Genomic DNA, 13698 nt, shown 5'->3' with positions numbered 1-13698 from the left:
TGATTTGCGAAGACGTCTGCCCACAACGCAGAGAGGGACACGATCATGACGAACATTCTGAAGGACTTCATCGCCGACGAGCGTGGTGCGACCGCGATCGAATACGGCCTGATCGCCGCCGGGATCGCGCTCGCGATCATCACCGTCGTGAACGGCATGGGCAGCAAGCTCAACGCGAAATTCGGATCGATCAGCACGTCGCTGAAGTGATCGGGCCTACGCGCGGTAGTGGCCGGACTTGCCGCCGAGCTTCTCGACGAGATGGATGCCCTCGATACGCACGCCGCGCTCCACCGCCTTGATCATGTCGTAGACGGTGAGGCAGGCGACCGTGACGGCGGTGAGCGCCTCCATCTCGACGCCGGTGGGGCCGGTGACCTTCACGCTCGCACGGACGAGACAGCCAGGCAGTTTCGCGTCGGGCTCGATGTCGACCGTCACCTTCGACAGCGCGAGCGGATGGCAGAGCGGGATCAGCTCGGAGGTGCGCTTGGCGGCCATGATGCCGGCGATGCGTGCGGTGCCGAGCACGTCGCCCTTCTTGGCGTTGCCGGACACGATCAGGTCGAGCGTCGCCTTGGTCATGATGACGCGGCCTTCGGCGACCGCAAGCCGTTCGGTCGCGGGCTTGTCGGAGACGTCTACCATGCGCGCCTCGCCGGAGGCGCCGATATGGGTGAGGGCAGAGGCGGTCTTGGGCTTCGCTCGGGACGGCTTGCGTGCCATGTCAGCGCGTGCCTGTCGCGCGTGCGCTGGTTTCGCGCGCGAGCAGCGTGCGTGTCGCGGCGGTGACGTCGGCCTGCCGCATCAGGCTCTCGCCGACCAGGAAGGTCGACATGCCCACGCGCTCGAGCCTGGCGAGATCGGCGGGCGTGAAGATGCCGCTCTCGCCGACCATCAGCCGCTCCCGCGGGATCAGCGGCGCCAGCGCCTCGCTGGTCGCGAGCGTGGTCTCGAAGGTGCGCAAATTGCGGTTGTTGACGCCGATCATCGGCGATCGCAGCTTCAATGCCCGGTCGAGCTCGGCCCGGTCGTGGATCTCGATCAGCACGTCCATGCCATAGGCAGTCGCGGCGTCTTCGAGGTCCTTGGCGGTGGCATCGTCGAGCGCGGCCATGATGATCAGGATGCAGTCGGCGCCATGCGCGCGGGCCTCCGCCACCTGATAGGTGTCGAACATGAAGTCCTTGCGCAGCACCGGGAGCGAGGTTGCCGCGCGCGCGGCCACCATGAAGTCGAGATGACCCTGGAACGACGGCGTGTCGGTCAGCACCGAGAGGCAGGCGGCGCCGCCGGCCTCATAGGCCTCGGCGAGCTCCGGCGGATCGAAATCGGCGCGGATCAGCCCCCTCGACGGCGAGGCCTTCTTGATCTCGGCAATCAGCGCGTAGTCGCCATGGGCATGCTTCGCCTTGATCGCGCGCAGGAAGCCGCGCGGTGCGGCTTGCGCCTTGGCCTTTGCCTCGACGACGGAGAGCGGCTGCACGCGCTTGGCGGCGGCGATCTCCTCGCGCTTGTAGGTTTCGATCTTGGTCAGGATGTCCGACATGTCAGGCTCAGCCGTTCGAGACCGCAATCAGGTGTTTCAGCTTCGCGTTCGCAGCGCCGCCGTCGATCGACTTGGTGCCGATCGCAACGCCCTCCTTGAGGTCGTTGGCGCGTCCGGCCACGACCAGAGCGGCGGCAGCGTTCATCAGAGCGACGTCGCGATAGGGGCTCGGCTTGCCGTCGAGCACGCTTTGCAGCGCGATCGCGTTGGCATCGGCATCGCCCCCCTTGAGTGCGCCGGCGTCGCAGCGCGACAGGCCGGCTTCCTCCGGCGTCACCTCGAAGTTCCTGATCTCGCCATTGTGGAGTGCCGAGACGAAGGTCGGGCCGGTGAGGGTGATCTCGTCGAGGCCATCGGAGCCGTGCACGACCCAGGCGGATTCGGAGCCGAGGTTCTTGAGCACCTGCGCCAGCGGCTGCACCCATTGCCTGGAGAACACGCCGACCATCTGCCGCTTGACGCCGGCGGGGTTCGACAGCGGGCCGAGCAGGTTGAAGATCGTGCGCGTCGCGAGCTCGACCCGGGTCGGGCCGACGTTCTTCATCGCGGGATGATGAGCGGGGGCGAACATGAAGCCGATGCCGCATTCGCGCACGCAGCGGCCGACCTGATCGGGCCGCAGGTCGATCTTGACCCCGAGCGAAGCCAGCACGTCGGCAGCGCCGGACCGCGACGACAGCGCGCGGTTGCCATGCTTGGCCACCGGCACGCCGGCGCCCGAGACGATGAAGGCGGCGCAGGTCGAAACGTTGACCGAGCCGGAGCCGTCGCCGCCAGTGCCGACGATGTCGACGGCGTCGGGCGGCGCCGTCACGGTCAGCATCTTCGAGCGCATCGCCGCAACAGCGCCGGTGATCTCGTCCACGGTCTCGCCGCGTACCCTGAGCGCCATCAGCAGGCCGCCCATCTGCGAGGGCGTGGCCTCGCCGCTCATCATGGCGTCGAAGGCGGAAGCGGCTTCGTCACGCGACAGGCTGGCGCCGGTCGCCACTTTTCCAATGATCGATTTCAGGTCGTCCATCGCGTGCTTTCAACTCACTGGTTCGCGCCGGTCACCTGCGCGAAGGCGGCCTGATTAATGGTGGTCCCGATGTCGGTTTCGAGCTTGTTGACGTAGGAGGCGACCTGCTCTTCGGTCTGCGCGCGCTCGAGGCTGTCCTTGAGCTTCTTGACGTCCTCGGAAGCGGCATCGATCGCGGGCTCGACGATGTCGGTGACGCGGAAGACGATCACTTCGCTGCCGCCGCTCACGGCCGTCTGACCGACGCCATCCTTGGCGGTGCGGAAGGCGGCCGCGACGACGGTGCCCGGCACGCCGGCGGGCGAGTCATCGCGCTTGAAGCCGCTCGCGGTCTCGACCTTGGCGCCGATCGCGGCGGCCTCATCGGCGAGCTTGCCGCCGGATTCGAGCTTCTGCACCATCTCGGTCGCCTTGGCCTTCAGCTTGGCGGCGATCTGGTCCTGGCGCCAGCGCGCCTCGACCTGGTCGCGGACCTCGTCGAGATTGCGATCGCGCGAGGGCGTGATGCCGAGCACGTCGTACCAGACATAGCCGCCCTTGAAAGAGATGGCGTCGTTGTCGACGCCGACATCGGTGTTGAAGGCCTGCGACACCACGTCGAGGCCTTGCGGGACGTTGGCGACCGGCTGGCCGTTCGGAGCGCGGCCCGAGCGGTCGACGGCCTCGATGGTGACGGCGGTCAGGCCGAGCTTCTGCGCCGCGTCGATCACGCTGGAGCCGCCACCGCGCTCGTCTTCCATCTTGTCGCGGAGGTCAGCGACCTTGACGCGCGCGCGCTCGGTGGCGACCTCGCGCTTGATGTCGCCGGCCAGGCTGGCGTAGTCCGCCTGCTTGCCCGGCTCGATCTTGTCGACCTTGACGATCGCGACGCCGAGCCCGCCCTGGATCGGCTGGCTGATCTCGCCGGCAGGAAGCGCGAATGCGGCATCGCCGACCGCGGGCGCGAGCGAGGATTTGGTCACGAGCCCGAGATCGACGTCGGAGGCGCTGAGCCCGCGCTCCTTGCCGAGATCCTCGAACGACATTCCGCCGACGAGGCGCTCGCGTGCGGCCTGCGCGTCGGCGACGTTCGGAAACACGATCTGCTGGATCTGGCGCTTCTCGGGGGTGCCGAGCCGGTCCTTGCGCTGCTCGAACATCTTCCTGGCGTCCTCGTCCGACACCTCGGTCCACTTGCCGATCTCTTCCGGCGAGACCACGACGAAGGAAATCTTGCGATATTCGGGCGCGCGGAACTGGACCTTGTGATCCTCGAAATAGGCAGCGAGCGTCTCGGGCGAGGGCGCATCGATCTGGCCCGCCTGCGCGGCGTCGAGCTTGACGAACTCGATGGCGCGCTGCTCGTTCTGGAAGCGCGTCAGCACGTCCAGAATGGTTTTCGGCGGCTCGACGCCGGCGCCGATCGTGCCGGTGATCTGCCGGCGCAGTGACACCTTGCGCTGCTCGGCGACGTAGCGCTGCTCGGTGTAGCCGAAATTGCGGATCACGGCCTGGAAGCGGTTCGCATCGAAGCTGCCGCCGACGCCCTTGAAGTTGGGATCGTTCATGATGACCTGGCGGATCTGCTCGTCGGACTGGCCGAGCCCGAGCCGGCGCGCCTCCTCGTCGAGGGCGGCTTCGGCGATGGTCTGCTGGAGCACTTGGCGATCGAGGCCGAAGGCGCGCGCCTGATCGGGCGTCAGCGGCCGGCCGAACTGGCGGCTGATCTGTTGCAGCCGGTCCGTATAGATCTGGCGGAACTCGTTGAGCGAAATCTCGGTGCTGCCGATCTTGGCCACCGTCGACTGTCCGAAGCCCTTGAAGATGTCCGCGATGCCCCAAATGCCGAAACTGACGATCAACACCCCCATCACCACGGCCATGATGGTCTTGCCGAGCCAGTTTGATGAGGCCTTGCGTATTCCTCGAAGCATTTGGTCCAACTTGTTTGGTCAGGAGGGGGATGGGAGCGCGTCTTAATGCAGATTCCGCAAAAGCGCGTCACCAAATTGATCCATCATCATAAAGTGGCGGCTTTCCCCCCGCAACCTCGCCTCAGGCGGCGCTGCGAAGCTGCGGTTAAAAGCCTCTGGTCTCTGGAACTGCCGCGACAGCTCTGCTAGCGCATGCGCAAACCTCATTCTGCTGGAAAACGACATGACCGATGCCATCCGACCGCTGATCGCCGGCAACTGGAAGATGAATGGCCTGAAGACCCAGGCTGCCGAATTCGACGCCATGCTCAGCGGTGCGGCAGACGTGACCGCCAAGGCCGACCTTCTGGTGTGTCCGCCGGCGACGCTGATCGCTGCCTTTGCCGGGAAGGCGGCAGGCAAGATGGTCGCGGTAGGGGCCCAGGACTGCCATCCCAAGGCCTCCGGCGCCCATACCGGCGATGTCTCAGCCGAAATGCTGGTGGATGCGGGCGCAACCGCCATCATCGTCGGCCATTCCGAGCGTCGTGCCGACCACGGCGAGGGAGATGCCCTGATCCGGCAGAAGGCCGAGGCGGCCTGGCGCGCCGGGGCGGTGGCTATCGTGTGTATCGGCGAGACGCAGGCCCAGCGCGATGCCGGTCAGACCCTCGATATCCTGCGCGGCCAGCTCGACGGTTCGCTGCCGGACGGATCGACTGCCGCCAACCTGGTCGTGGCGTACGAGCCGGTCTGGGCGATCGGCACCGGCCTCACCCCGACGGCGAAGGATGTCGAGCAAATTCATGGGTTTATCCGGGAATTTCTGGCTTCCCGGTTCAAGGCGGACGGCGCCAGGATGCGCATTCTCTACGGCGGCTCGGTCAAGCCCTCGAATGCGGCCGAGCTGATGGCCGTGAAAAACGTCAATGGCGCGCTGGTCGGCGGCGCCAGCCTGAAAGCAAGCGACTTCCTTGCGATTGCCAAGGGCTGTCCCTAGCTCATTGAAACCGTTGGTCTCGACCCGATCGGGGGTGGCAATACCCCCGACGATCGTGTAACACCGCGCAACTTCAGGAAAACCCGCGAAGCGCGCTCGGCCGCCGTCAGGCGCCGCCCGCTTGTGACGGAAGGATACTATGCATACCGTTGTCATCGTCATCCACCTCATGATCGTCGCCGTCATGATCGGCGCCGTCCTGCTCCAGAAGTCGGAAGGCGGCGGCCTCGGCATGGGCGGCGGCGCGGGCTTCATGTCGAGCCGCGGCACCGCGAATCTTTTGACGCGGACCACGGCGATCCTGGCCGTCGGCTTCTTTCTCACCAGCCTGTTTCTGTCCTGGTACGCCGGCTATGACCGCAAGCCATCGTCGATCATCGGCCAGCCCGGGCAGACCCAGCCGGCCGGCGGGTCGCCGATCGCTCCGCCGACCTCGGGCGGCATCCTGGATTCGCTGAAGAAGGCCGACGAGCAGCAGCAGAACCAGGCGCCGGCAGGCCCGCAGGTGCCGCGCTCGCAATAAAGCAGGGGGGCCATGCAGGACGGCTGCTACCGTCCTGCATCAAAAGTCCCCATCAAGGCACTGTCACCACTCTCAGTTCTGCATCACCCACAGGCCCGCAAAATCTTTGGGGCGGAATGCGAATCGCTTTGGCGAATCGAATTTAGGGGATTAGAGGTTAAGTCCCATGGCGCGGTACATATTCATCACCGGCGGCGTGGTTTCTTCGCTCGGCAAGGGTCTGGCTTCGGCGGCACTGGGTGCCCTGTTGCAGGCCCGGGGCTACAAGGTCCGCCTCCGCAAGCTCGATCCCTATCTCAACCTCGATCCCGGAACGATGTCGCCGTATCAGCACGGCGAAGTGTTCGTGACCGATGACGGCGCGGAGACCGATCTCGATCTCGGTCACTACGAGCGCTTCACCGGCCGTCCCGCGACCAAGGCCGACAACATCACCACGGGGCGCATCTATCAGGACATCATCTCCAAGGAGCGCCGCGGCGATTATCTCGGCGCGACCATCCAGGTGGTTCCGCACGTCACCAACGCGATCAAGGAATTCGTCCTCGACGGCAATGACGATTACGACTTCGTGCTGGTCGAGATCGGCGGCACCGTCGGCGACATCGAAGGCCTGCCGTTCTTCGAGGCGATCCGCCAGCTCAAGAACGAGCTGCCGCGCGATCACGCCGTCTACATCCATTTGACGCTGCTGCCCTACATCCCGAGTGCCGGCGAGCTCAAGACCAAGCCGACGCAGCACTCCGTGAAGGAGCTGCGCTCCATCGGCATCCAGCCGGACATTCTGCTCTGCCGCACCGATCGCGAGATTCCAAAGGAGGAGCGGCGCAAGCTCGGGCTGTTCTGCAACGTGCGCGAAAGCGCCGTGATCGAGGCGCGCGACGTCGACAACATCTACGCCGTGCCTGAGGCCTATCACAATGCGGGCCTCGACGACGAGGTGCTCGCCGCCTTCGGCATCGGCTCGCGGATTCCGCCGGTGCTCCAGAGCTGGCAGCAGATCAACGAACGCATCCGCAATCCCGAAGGCAACGTCACCATCGCCATCGTCGGCAAATATACCGGCATGAAGGATGCGTATAAGTCGCTGATCGAGGCGCTATCGCACGGCGGCATCGCCAACAAGGTCAAGGTCAATCTCGACTGGATCGAGAGCGAGATCTTCGAGAAGGAGGATCCTGCGCCGTTCCTCGAGCACGTCAACGGCATCCTGGTGCCCGGCGGCTTCGGCCAGCGCGGCGCCGAAGGCAAGATCAGGGCGGCGCAATTCGCGCGAGAGCGCGACGTGCCGTATTTCGGCATCTGCTTCGGCATGCAGATGGCGGTGATCGAGGCCGCACGAAATCTCGTCGGCATCGAGGACGCCAACTCCACCGAGTTCGGCCCGACCAAGGAGCCGCTGGTCGGCCTGATGACGGAATGGCTGCGCGGCAACGAGCTGGAGAAGCGATCGCAGGCCGGAGATCTCGGCGGCACGATGCGGTTAGGGGCGTATCCTGCGGCATTGAACCGCGGCAGCCGCGTCTCGCAGGTCTATGGTGGCGCGACCGAAATCTCAGAGCGCCATCGCCATCGCTACGAGGTCAACACCGCCTACAAGGACCGGCTCGAGCAGCACGGGCTGAAGTTCTCAGGCCTGTCGCCGGACGGGGTGCTGCCTGAAATCGTCGAATACGAGGATCATCCTTGGTTCATCGGCGTCCAGTTCCACCCCGAGCTGAAGTCGCGGCCATTCGAGCCGCATCCGCTGTTTGCCTCGTTCATCGCAGCGGCGGCGAAGCAGAGCCGGTTGGTCTAGGCTCCTCAACCTGCCTTCTTGATGATCCTGCGCAGCGCCGCGTCGATCCTCGATTGCCAGCCTGGTCCCTTGGCCTTGAAGTGCTTCACCACTTCCGGGCTGAGCCGGATCGATACCGGAATTTTGGTTGGAGTCTTCTGTGGTCCGCGCTTGCCGACCATGGAGGCAAGCTGACTGGGCTTGATATCTTTCAACCTGACACCGGCAGCGAACTTCGTCGCCTTCGCAAAGTCGGCTCGAGTCCATTCGGGATTATCATCGACGTTGGATTGCCTAGTCTTCCGGGACATAGCGCTTCATTTCCTTGGCATGGGCACGTCGCAGGCTGATCGGTCGATATCGCTCGTCGCGAGTGGTGAACACCAAGCAGTGTGCGATGCCGTCAATAAACCCGTATGCGCGATAGCGTGGATCGCCGTAGTCGACCGGTTCAACCGGAACGATTGCCCGGATTTCCATATCGGACCAGCGCGCAAGCGAAATACCGTGCTTCGCGATATTGGCCAGGTCTTTGGTACGGTCGAAATCGGCCATTTTTTCGTATATACGATTTGATTGCTGCCCGGTCAATCGGTGCAGCGAACGGAGCAGAGGGGGCATGTGCGTCCGACCTCAAGACAGCCCGGGCGATCACCGCTATAACTCGCCGCAATATCAGGAGGGACGATCCAATGATCTACGAAATGCGCGTCTATCGCTGCGTGCCCGGCAGGTTGCCGGCGCTGCTGAAGCGCTTTGAGACGGTTACGCTGAAGCTCTGGGAGAAGCACGGCATCAAGCAGGCCGGCTTCTTCACCACGCTGATCGGCGAATCCAACCAGGAGCTGACCTATTTCCTGGCCTGGGACTCGCTCGCCGAGCGCGAGAAGAAGTGGGGCGCGTTCATGACCGACCCGGACTGGATGAAAGCGCGCGCCGAGAGCGAAGCTGACGGCCAGATCGTGGGCAACATCGTCAGCCAGATCCTGGCGCCGACCGCCTTCTCCTCGGTGAGATAGCGACCCCGCCGCCGCGGGGAACCCTGGCGCAACCCTGATATTCGAGCGGCCCCGACGGAAGAGGGTTGATCCGACCCTCATCACGGCTATGGTCGCGCCGAAACGAGGGATTTGCCTTGAGCTCTTCGCATTCGGCGGCGCCGGTCGTCACCATCGGGACGGTCAAGTTCGGCAATGATCTGCCGATCTCGATCATTGCCGGACCTTGCCAGCTGGAAAGCCGCCAGCATGCCCTGGAGGTTGCCTCCGCGCTGAAGGAGATCGCCGCGCGGCTGAAGATCGGCCTCGTCTACAAGACCTCCTTCGACAAGGCCAATCGCACCAGTGCATCCGCTGCGCGCGGGCTCGGCCTTTCGCAGTCGCTGCCGATCTTCGCGGAGATCCGCTCCTCGCTTGGCTTGCCGGTGCTGACCGACGTGCACGAGGCCACGCAATGCGCCGAGGTCGCGCAAGCCGTGGACGTCTTGCAAATCCCTGCCTTCCTGTGCCGGCAGACCGATCTACTGCTCGCCGCCGCCGCGACCGGCAGGGTCGTCAACGTCAAGAAAGGGCAATTCCTGGCGCCTTGGGACATGGCGAATGTGGTGACGAAGATCACCAGCGCCAACAACCCGAACGTGCTCGTCACCGAGCGTGGCGCCTCGTTCGGCTACAACACGCTTGTCTCCGACATGCGCGCGCTGCCGATCCTGGCACGCACCACCGGCGCTCCTGTCATCTTCGACGCCACCCACTCGGTGCAGCAGCCGGGCGGGAAGGGGACCTCGTCGGGCGGCGAGCGCGAATTCGTGCCGGTGCTGGCCCGCGCGGCTGTCGCCGTCGGCGTTGCCGGCGTCTTCATCGAGACCCATCCCGATCCCGACCGTGCGCCCTCCGACGGACCCAACATGGTGCCGCTGCGCGAGTTCGAAGGGCTGATCGCTAGGTTGATGGCGTTCGACGCGCTGGCGAAAGAATCTGTAAAAGCCGGCCCGCGCTGATGCAGCAGGGCGAGGCGCGGCCGCACGATCACGGCTTGCCGGCAGCGCTCTACGTCATAGCAGGCGCAAGCTTCGCCGCGGCACTCTCCGCACGCGCGCTCGATCCGGTGCTGCCGCACGTCGCCGAGGATTTCGGCGTCAGCATCGCGACTGCGGCGGGCTTTGCCGCGGTGTTCGCCTTCACCTTCTCGATCATCCAGCCGATCATCGGCGCTGCCGCCGACCTGTTCGGCAAGACGCGGCTGATGATCGGCTGCCTGGCGCTGCTCGGCCTCGCCAATATCCTGGGCGCGTTCTCGACCTCGTTCTCGGTGTTGTTTGCCACCCGCATTCTCGCCGGCATCGGCTCGGGCGGTGTGTTTCCGGTGGCGCTGAGCCTGACTAGCGATCTCGTCGGGCCCGACAAGCGTCAAGTCGCGATCAGCCGCACGCTCGCCGGCGCGATGACCGGCAATCTGCTCGGCGCCTCGGCCTCCGGCCTGATCGGCGATTTCCTCGGCTGGCGCGGCGTGCTGGCGGTGCTGGGCGTGCTCGTGATCGTCGCCTCGATCGCGGTTGCGGCCGGCTTCCACGGCGCCAAGGTCAAGCATCCGCCGAAGACGAGCCTGTCGGCGCTGAAGGCCGGCTATCGCACCATCTTCACCAATCCCAACGCCTATGTCTGCTACTCTGCGGTGTTCATCGAAGGCTGCTGCGTGCTCGGCCTGTTTCCCTACATCGCCTCGTTCCTGTTCGAACTTGGCCAGACCTCGCTCTCGATCGCCGGCCTCGTCATCGCGGGCTTTGCGGTCGGCGGCCTGTTCTACACGCTGACGGTGTCGCGCCTGCTGCCGCGCCTTGGCATGAAGGGCATGATGATCGCCGGCATGACGCTGGTTGCCTCACAGCTCATTGCCGTCGCCTTCGGCCCGCGCTGGGAGGTGCAGGCGCTGAATCTCGTCGTGATGGGATGGGGCTTCTACATCGCCCATGGCTGTCTTCAGGTCTTCGCCAGCGAGCTCTCGGTCGAGGCGCGCGCCACTGCGCTGTCCCTGCATTCGTTCTTCTTCTTCATGGGGCAGACCGTCGGCCCGCTCGCCTATGGCTTCGGGCTCCACCATGCCGGCAAGATGCCGACGCTATTCGCGAGCGCAGTGATCATGGTGGTGCTGGGCTTCGTCTGTGCCCGCCTGCTGAAGCAGCGGGCGCCGGCGGACGCGCGCTGACAATCCATCCTCATCTCATTGCGCTTTAGCAGCAGCCTGGATCGGCTCCATGCCGCTCGCGATGATCGCCTCGCGCGCAGCCGGGGACGCCAGGAACTTGATCAAGGCACGTCCAGCCTCGGGCTCCTTCGAACCCGTCGCCATGCCGGCGGAGAAGATCGTGATCTTCTGCAACTCGTTCGGCAGCGGACCTACGATATCGATGCCCTTGACGGGCTTCAGCTCGCTGATCTGCTGGAAGCCGAGCTCGGCCTCGCCATGCGCGACGATCTCGCCGACCGGCGTTGCCGGAATCTTGCGCGCCTTGTCCTTCATGGCGTCGGCGATGCCGAGCTTGTCGAACATCTCGGTCGAGACGTAGACGCCGCTGGCACTGTCGGAATAGGCGATCGTCTTCGCCGCCAGCAGCGCGCGCTTGACGGCCTCCACGGAGCTGATGTCCGGCTTCGGCGCGCCCGACTTCACGGCGATCCCGATAGGGGACCTGGTCAGATCGACCTGGCTGCCGGCAACGACCTTGCCCTTGCTGGCGAGATCGTTGAGGGCATAGCCCACCATGATCAGGACATCGGCCGGCTCGCCGCGTTCGAGCCGCACCGGGATGGCGTTCGAGGTCGTGCCCATCGACGGTCCATATTCCGTCAGCACCTTGTTGCCGGTGGCCTTCTCGAATTCCGGCACAAGCGCCTTGTAGGCAGCCGTCAATCCGCCCGAGATCATCACCCGAACCTCGGCAGCATCCGACGCGCCGGTGAGCCAGAGGACGCCCAGAAGACTTAGGGCAAGATTGCGGAATGTTGCTGGCATCCATTTCATTGTTGTTTTTCTCCTGCTAGCCCCGCCCGCGATAGGGCGCGACGCCTTGCTCCGGCACCCACATGCCCTTCGGCACGCGGCCGGTCTGCCAGAACACGTCGATCGGGATGCCGCCGCGCGGATACCAATAGCCGCCGATGCGCAGCCATTTCGGCTTGATCTCGCTTGCGATGCGCTTGCCGATCATCACGGTGCAGTCCTCGTGGAAGGCGCCGTGATTGCGGAAGCTCGCGATGTAGAGCTTGAGCGATTTCGATTCCAGCAGCCACGCACCCGGCGCGTAGTCGATCATCAGATGCGCGAAATCGGGCTGGCCCGTGACCGGGCAGAGTGAGGTGAATTCCGGCACGGTGAAACGCACCAGATAATCCGTGCCTGCTTGCGGGTTGGGCACGCGGTCGAGCTTGGCCTTTTCGGGCGCATCCGGCCATTCCACGGCGCGGCCAAGCTGCAATGAAGCTGGCTTGGCAGGGGACTCGTTCGATTTGCTGGGTTTTTTCGACATTCGGCCGCCTCCGTGCGGCCCTCTTAGCCAATCATCGGGCGGCCGTCACCCGGCCTTTTCCGCGTCGATGCATTGCGGTAGAAGCACCGCCAACTGCCCCCTTTGTTTCTCGAAATGAGGCTCTCATGACCGCCATCATCGACATCATCGGCCGCGAAATCCTGGATAGCCGGGGTAACCCCACCGTCGAGGTCGATGTCGTGCTGGAAGACGGTGCGCTCGGCCGTGCCGCGGTGCCGTCGGGCGCCTCGACCGGGGCCCATGAGGCGGTGGAACTGCGTGACGGCGACAAGGCCCGTTATCTCGGCAAGGGCGTCACCAAGGCGGTCGGCGCCGTCAATGGCGAGATTTTCGAGGCCCTGAGCGGTCTCGATGTCGAGCAGCAGGCCCAGATCGATCAGATCATGATCGACCTCGACGGCACGGCGAACAAGAGCCGGCTCGGGGCCAACGCCATCCTCGGCGTCTCGCTCGCCTGCGCCAAGGCGGCCGCGAACTCGCTCGACATGCCGCTCTACCGCTACGTCGGCGGCACCTCGGCGCGTCTCCTGCCGGTGCCGATGATGAACATCATCAATGGCGGCGTGCATGCCGACAACCCGATCGACTTCCAGGAATTCATGATCCTGCCTGTCGGTGCGTCGTCCTTTGCCGAGGGCCTGCGCTACGGCGCCGAGGTTTTCCACACGCTGAAATCCGAGCTCAAGAAGGCCGGCCACAACACCAATGTCGGTGACGAGGGCGGCTTCGCCCCGAACCTGCCGTCGGCGGATGCCGCGCTCGACTTCGTCATGAACGCGATCGGCAAGGCCGGCTTCAAGGCGGGGTCCGACATCGTGCTCGGCCTCGACTGCGCCTCGACCGAGTTCTTCAAGGCCGGCAAGTATGTCTATGAAGGCGAGGGCAAGAACCGCTCGATCTCCGAGCAGGCCAAGTACCTCGCGGACCTCGTCGCGCGCTATCCGATCGTCACCATCGAGGACGGCATGTCGGAGGACGACATGGACGGCTGGAAGGAGCTCACCGACCTCATCGGCAAGAAGTGCCAGCTGGTCGGCGACGATCTCTTCGTCACCAACGTCAAGCGTCTCGCCGAGGGCATCAAGGCCGGCCGGGCCAACTCGATCCTGATCAAGGTCAACCAGATCGGCACGCTCACCGAGACGCTCGCCGCCGTCGAGATGGCGCACAAGGCCGGCTACACCTCGGTGATGTCGCACCGCTCGGGCGAGACCGAGGATTCCACCATCGCCGATCTCGCGGTCGCCACGAATTGCGGTCAGATCAAGACCGGCTCCCTTGCGCGGTCCGATCGCACCGCCAAATACAACCAGCTCCTGCGCATCGAGCAGCAACTCGGCAAGCAGGCGCTCTACGGCGGCAAGGCGGCACTGAAGGCGCTGGCATAAGC

The 13698-nt window shown here is 64.9% G+C and carries 16 protein-coding genes; 8 read left to right on the top strand and 8 right to left on the bottom strand.

The genetic code is table 11. From position 1 onward, the window contains the following. The first annotated feature begins 45 nt into the window (after nt 1-45). Nucleotides 46-210 (top strand): Flp family type IVb pilin, encoded by a 165-nt coding sequence (locus tag LPJ38_RS25835; protein ID WP_145639569.1) that lies wholly within the window; start codon nt 46-48, stop codon nt 208-210. 6 nt (nt 211-216) lie between these two features. Here the strand turns inward: LPJ38_RS25835 and moaC are convergent, their stop codons facing one another. Genes moaC through LPJ38_RS25815 form a run of 4 tightly spaced genes read right to left on the bottom strand, consistent with a single transcriptional unit; the run spans nt 217 to nt 4483 of the window. Continuing rightward, a complete protein-coding gene (gene moaC / locus LPJ38_RS25830) occupies nt 217-726 on the bottom strand; it encodes a cyclic pyranopterin monophosphate synthase MoaC (protein ID WP_145639567.1) in 510 nt (169 codons plus the stop codon). Nucleotide 727: 1 nt separating this feature from the next. Further along, nucleotides 728-1549, bottom strand: coding sequence for an indole-3-glycerol phosphate synthase TrpC (gene trpC / locus LPJ38_RS25825; RefSeq protein ID WP_145639565.1), 822 nt, complete (start codon nt 1547-1549; stop codon nt 728-730). A gap of 7 nt (nt 1550-1556) precedes the next feature. Beyond that, nucleotides 1557-2570, bottom strand: a complete 1014-nt coding sequence (gene trpD, locus LPJ38_RS25820) for an anthranilate phosphoribosyltransferase (protein WP_145639563.1) — start codon at nt 2568-2570, stop codon at nt 1557-1559. Between the two features lie 14 nt (nt 2571-2584). Continuing rightward, nucleotides 2585-4483, bottom strand: a complete 1899-nt coding sequence (locus tag LPJ38_RS25815) for a SurA N-terminal domain-containing protein (protein ID WP_145639561.1) — start codon at nt 4481-4483, stop codon at nt 2585-2587. Between the two features lie 223 nt (nt 4484-4706). Between LPJ38_RS25815 and tpiA the strand changes: the two genes are divergently transcribed. From tpiA to pyrG, 3 genes are all read left to right on the top strand, one after another. Further along, on the top strand, nt 4707-5462 hold the full coding sequence (gene tpiA / locus LPJ38_RS25810) for a triose-phosphate isomerase (protein ID WP_145639559.1): 756 nt from the start codon (nt 4707-4709) through the stop codon (nt 5460-5462). A 139-nt stretch (nt 5463-5601) separates the two neighbouring features. After that, nucleotides 5602-5985 carry a preprotein translocase subunit SecG gene (gene secG / locus LPJ38_RS25805; protein ID WP_008547351.1) on the top strand — a complete coding sequence of 128 codons (384 nt, stop codon included), beginning with the start codon at nt 5602-5604 and terminating at the stop codon, nt 5983-5985. A 166-nt stretch (nt 5986-6151) separates the two neighbouring features. Continuing rightward, nucleotides 6152-7783, top strand: a complete 1632-nt coding sequence (pyrG, locus tag LPJ38_RS25800) for a CTP synthase (protein WP_060736166.1) — start codon at nt 6152-6154, stop codon at nt 7781-7783. Between the two features lie 5 nt (nt 7784-7788). Here the strand turns inward: pyrG and LPJ38_RS25795 are convergent, their stop codons facing one another. Together LPJ38_RS25795 and LPJ38_RS25790 are read right to left on the bottom strand one after the other, a co-directional pair. Next, nucleotides 7789-8073 carry a BrnA antitoxin family protein gene (locus LPJ38_RS25795; protein ID WP_145639557.1) on the bottom strand — a complete coding sequence of 95 codons (285 nt, stop codon included), beginning with the start codon at nt 8071-8073 and terminating at the stop codon, nt 7789-7791. Continuing rightward, nucleotides 8057-8317: a BrnT family toxin gene (locus LPJ38_RS25790; RefSeq protein ID WP_145639555.1), complete on the bottom strand. Its 261-nt coding sequence runs from the start codon at nt 8315-8317 to the stop codon at nt 8057-8059. Before LPJ38_RS25790 ends, LPJ38_RS25795 begins: the two co-directional genes overlap by 17 nt. A gap of 137 nt (nt 8318-8454) precedes the next feature. Between LPJ38_RS25790 and LPJ38_RS25785 the strand changes: the two genes are divergently transcribed. The 3 genes from LPJ38_RS25785 to LPJ38_RS25775 all read left to right on the top strand — a co-directional run bounded on the left by LPJ38_RS25785 (nt 8455) and on the right by LPJ38_RS25775 (nt 10966). Then, complete coding sequence (locus tag LPJ38_RS25785) at nt 8455-8781, top strand: NIPSNAP family protein (RefSeq protein ID WP_145639553.1); 327 nt, start codon at nt 8455-8457, stop codon at nt 8779-8781. A 116-nt stretch (nt 8782-8897) separates the two neighbouring features. Further along, entirely contained in the window at nt 8898-9761 is an 864-nt protein-coding gene (gene kdsA, locus LPJ38_RS25780; protein ID WP_145639551.1) for a 3-deoxy-8-phosphooctulonate synthase, read from the top strand. Beyond that, nucleotides 9761-10966: an MFS transporter gene (locus LPJ38_RS25775; RefSeq protein ID WP_145639549.1), complete on the top strand. Its 1206-nt coding sequence runs from the start codon at nt 9761-9763 to the stop codon at nt 10964-10966. Before kdsA ends, LPJ38_RS25775 begins: the two co-directional genes overlap by 1 nt. Nucleotides 10967-10981: 15 nt before the next feature. On the opposite strand, the gene LPJ38_RS25770 is transcribed toward LPJ38_RS25775, so the two are convergent. Together LPJ38_RS25770 and queF are read right to left on the bottom strand one after the other, a co-directional pair. Beyond that, on the bottom strand, nt 10982-11782 hold the full coding sequence (locus tag LPJ38_RS25770) for a substrate-binding domain-containing protein (RefSeq protein ID WP_145639547.1): 801 nt from the start codon (nt 11780-11782) through the stop codon (nt 10982-10984). 16 nt (nt 11783-11798) lie between these two features. Next, on the bottom strand, nt 11799-12287 hold the full coding sequence (gene queF, locus LPJ38_RS25765) for a preQ(1) synthase (RefSeq protein ID WP_145639545.1): 489 nt from the start codon (nt 12285-12287) through the stop codon (nt 11799-11801). Between the two features lie 125 nt (nt 12288-12412). Here queF and eno point away from each other — a divergent pair, with 125 nt between their 5' ends. After that, the gene (gene eno, locus LPJ38_RS25760) at nt 12413-13696 is read left to right on the top strand and encodes a phosphopyruvate hydratase (RefSeq protein WP_145639543.1); all 1284 of its coding nucleotides are present in this window, start codon (nt 12413-12415) and stop codon (nt 13694-13696) included. Nucleotides 13697-13698: the final 2 nt, after the last annotated feature.

The organism is Bradyrhizobium daqingense (assembly GCF_021044685.1).
GTDB classification, from domain to species: domain Bacteria; phylum Pseudomonadota; class Alphaproteobacteria; order Rhizobiales; family Xanthobacteraceae; genus Bradyrhizobium; species Bradyrhizobium daqingense.
Note: the sequence above shows the minus strand (reverse complement) of the source record. Positions and strands in the feature narration are given on the sequence as shown.